Source organism: Acidithrix ferrooxidans (assembly GCF_000949295.1).
GTDB classification, from domain to species: domain Bacteria; phylum Actinomycetota; class Acidimicrobiia; order Acidimicrobiales; family Acidimicrobiaceae; genus Acidithrix; species Acidithrix ferrooxidans.
Genome location: NZ_JXYS01000152.1, coordinates 1 through 3406, shown reverse-complemented (window position 1 = coordinate 3406; position 3406 = coordinate 1). Strand labels below are relative to the sequence as shown.

Here is a 3406-nt window from a genome sequence, read left to right as displayed (position 1 = left end):
ACTACCTCGGATACGTGCCTCTCGCTGGTGCACAACTGCGATATCTGGTAGAAGCCGACTGTGGCTTTGTGTCTGCACTCTCCTTTGGTGCGTCGGCCTGGAAGTGCGCTCCTCGTGACACCCATATCGGCTGGGACGACAAGACTCGTCGTTCCCGGCTGCACCTCGTGGTGGGCAACGCGCGCTTTCTCATCCTGCCTTATATCCAGGTTCCCAACCTCGCCTCCAAGATCCTCGCCAAAGTTACCCGACGCCTGCGTGATGACTGGCAGGTCGCCTATGGCTATGCCCCGGTGCTCGTCGAGACCTTTGTCGAGACTGGTCGCTTTGCTGGTACCAGCTACCGAGCAGCCAATTGGATCCAAGTCGGCAAGACCCAAGGTCGCGGCAAGCTAGACCGCACCCATGCCAAAGCACTACCGGTGAAGGACGTCTATCTTTACCCGCTGCACCGAGCTTACAAAACCATTCTCAGCACTCAGACCAGCATGTGAGATCGCCCCGTCAACGTTACGAATCAAACCCTCTTCGGACGGGATCTCCGAATGTGTACCACGGATCGCACTTTCACTTGTTGGGGTCTCACGCGTGTCGGGCGACATTCGTCTCGTGGCGGAAAAGGGATCGAAGTGTGCAACGGTCCATGTTGTCTATGGCATCAAGGCCCCGGAAAAGGCGACCGGCCCAATTGATGCCATCGACTGGGGTGTTACCGAGGTGTGCACGGACTCAAAAGGACACAAGCACGGGATCAGCCTCGGTGAGATCCTTGAAGAGTTCAGTGAAAAGAACAACGCAACAGGCAAGGTCCGAGGCAAAGCACATGCGAAGACCAGGTCTCTTCGCAAGGTAAACACCAAATCGAAGAAGGCCCCCAGGATAGCGAGGAACAACCTCGGCCACAAGAAGCAGGCTCGTCGACGTGAACGTGCCCAGGCCAGCGTACGCACGCTGTCGGGCCAGGCGACAAAAGAGGTTATCTACGGAAAAGGCAACCGGACCAGGGCGAGGGGTAAGGTTCCCCAAGACCCAACACAGCGCCCGCGCCTCCTCGCTACTGAAGACCTCTCGCACTTGCGCGGCAAGGCCAAGTCAAAGAAGATGTCTCGGATATGTTCCACATGGATGCGATCCGAGAACGAAGGTCGTATGGTGGTGCATACGAGCATCGGCGGTGTCGATGCCAAAACGGTAAACGCGGCCTACACCAGCCAAATGTGTCCCGAACCGACCTGGGGGTATGTCTCATCGGACAACCGCCAGGGGGACAAGTTTCACTGGCGCAATTCATATTGGGATTGCAACCGCCAGGGTGATGCAGACCACGTAGCCGCCACGAACCTCAAATCGAGACTCACTGATCGACAGATCAGTGTCTTCACCGCCTACACCGAGGTGAAGGTGATCCAGAACGAGAGGTTCCGTAGCCGAAAGGAAAGCCGAGTTGGAGCTCGTATCGTCCTTCAGGGGATCACCGACAACGGTGTCCAGGGTGCGTGTGTCGAAGACGGAGCTACCGCTCACGGCAGAACTCCAAGCAAACCACGAAGGCGCAAGCCCGTTGTGGAAGGTGGTAATGTTTTCGATGCCACCGACTCGCAGAGTCCCGAGCACACGGTGTGCACGGGGGAGACTCAGCGGCTGGAGAGCGAAAATAAAAGGATACCTAGAAATGCCTAGGTTTTCTGGAGCGGATAGACAAAGGTGCAGTTACCGAGCTTTCTAATGTTGAAGGAATTCCACTCAATGCGCGCTACACCCAGAACACGTCACTGAAGCGAACCGGTGCCATTGGCAAGTTCTCCGCATGTGCGAACCCGTCGATTACGCTCTCGTTCAAGGCAAAGTACGAGAGATGTTGTGAGAGTCCAATCCCTGACCAAACTCGAACTTGACACCTACCTCGGGCACTTGGGATTCTGGCGTAGGATCGCGATGGTTGGAAAGGGCGGCCTGTCGCAATGCCAATGACCGCTTTAGCATCGCCGCCAAGGAGTACCGTGCGAACTTAGCGATTGAACGGGCAAAGGTGACCCTCTTAGAACGCGAGCTTGCTCGTAAGTAGCAGGCGCAAGCTCAAACCTATACATTGTTGGAGTCGCTAAGTAATTGTTGGAGTCGCTAAGGAAGAACCTAGGCGTTAGGGGGGGGGATAGGGAAGATTGATCCCTCTTTCAGGGAGCCAACAAGCCCTAATCCTCATCGCGATGCTAATAGCGCTGGCGTTAGCCTCTCTTTTGACTATTCCACAACTTGCGATCACTAAATCCGGAATCTCGCGAGCATTCGTGATTGATGGTTCGGAAACCGAGACTTATCTAAGAAAGTCAGCTGGTCGAAAGGTTTGATATTCACCTACGCCAAAAGACTGGTAAAGAGTTTCCGGAATGGATGGAAACGTATTACTGGAATAGGTGGAAAAGAATTACTGGAATCGGTGGAAAAGAATTACTGGAATATCCATCCCATCAATCTTTGGGTGATGGCAATGAATACAACCGGTACGACTTACCGCGCAGACAGAACAGATTGAGCGTGGATCACTCCAACACCACTGAAGTAGACGGCGTCGCGAATACCAGTAAGTGCCACACTCATAGGCAAGAGGCCGCGCAACGCTCCGAGCCAACGAGGAAGCCACGGAGCCGGGAGCAGACCCCTGCTCGCGCTAGCGAGTGCACCAGGACCACAGTGGCCATGGTTGCGCGAAAGGTGTTGAAGATACCGAGGAACATCGCTGTTCCGCACCTACAACAAGCGACAGGAGAAAGAGGAAGACGATAGTGGCGTGGCCGTTGATGGTTTGGTACACATTCGGAGATCCCGTCCGAAGAGGGTTTGATTCGTAACGTTGACGGGGCGATCTCACATGCTGGTCTGAGTGCTGAGAATGGTTTTGTAAGCTCGGTGCAGCGGGTAAAGATAGACGTCCTTCACCGGTAGTGCTTTGGCATGGGTGCGGTCTAGCTTGCCGCGACCTTGGGTCTTGCCGACTTGGATCCAATTGGCTGCTCGGTAGCTGGTACCAGCAAAGCGACCAGTCTCGACAAAGGTCTCGACGAGCACCGGGGCATAGCCATAGGCGACCTGCCAGTCATCACGCAGGCGTCGGGTAACTTTGGCGAGGATCTTGGAGGCGAGGTTGGGAACCTGGATATAAGGCAGGATGAGAAAGCGCGCGTTGCCCACCACGAGGTGCAGCCGGGAACGACGAGTCTTGTCGTCCCAGCCGATATGGGTGTCACGAGGAGCGCACTTCCAGGCCGACGCACCAAAGGAGAGTGCAGACACAAAGCCACAGTCGGCTTCTACCAGATATCGCAGTTGTGCACCAGCGAGAGGCACGTATCCGAGGTAGTGGTAGCTCGCGATGGTTTGGTTCCAGATCGCAGAGGCTTTCTTGGTC

Annotated in this window: 6 protein-coding genes; 4 read left to right on the top strand and 2 right to left on the bottom strand. The window is 55.4% G+C overall.

The genetic code is table 11. The features are described 5' to 3' along the window. The 4 genes from AXFE_RS17760 to AXFE_RS17750 all read left to right on the top strand — a co-directional run. Nucleotides 1-494, top strand: a 494-nt coding sequence (locus tag AXFE_RS17760) for a Druantia anti-phage system protein DruA (RefSeq protein WP_152626220.1), incomplete at its 5' end; no start/stop codon positions are given. 94 nt (nt 495-588) lie between these two features. Further along, nucleotides 589-1680 carry a zinc ribbon domain-containing protein gene (locus AXFE_RS17755; RefSeq protein ID WP_052607222.1) on the top strand — a complete coding sequence of 364 codons (1092 nt, stop codon included), beginning with the start codon at nt 589-591 and terminating at the stop codon, nt 1678-1680. A gap of 259 nt (nt 1681-1939) precedes the next feature. Continuing rightward, nucleotides 1940-2065, top strand: coding sequence for a hypothetical protein (locus AXFE_RS21170; RefSeq protein ID WP_268749173.1), 126 nt, complete (start codon nt 1940-1942; stop codon nt 2063-2065). 97 nt (nt 2066-2162) lie between these two features. Continuing rightward, on the top strand, nt 2163-2348 hold the full coding sequence (locus AXFE_RS17750; protein ID WP_052607221.1) for a hypothetical protein: 186 nt from the start codon (nt 2163-2165) through the stop codon (nt 2346-2348). A gap of 160 nt (nt 2349-2508) precedes the next feature. Here AXFE_RS17750 and AXFE_RS19690 read toward each other — a convergent pair whose 3' ends face one another. After that, nucleotides 2509-2748 carry a hypothetical protein gene (locus tag AXFE_RS19690; RefSeq protein ID WP_152626219.1) on the bottom strand — a complete coding sequence of 80 codons (240 nt, stop codon included), beginning with the start codon at nt 2746-2748 and terminating at the stop codon, nt 2509-2511. A 117-nt stretch (nt 2749-2865) separates the two neighbouring features. Then, nucleotides 2866-3406, bottom strand: a 541-nt coding sequence (locus AXFE_RS17740; protein WP_152626218.1) for a Druantia anti-phage system protein DruA, incomplete at its 5' end; no start/stop codon positions are given.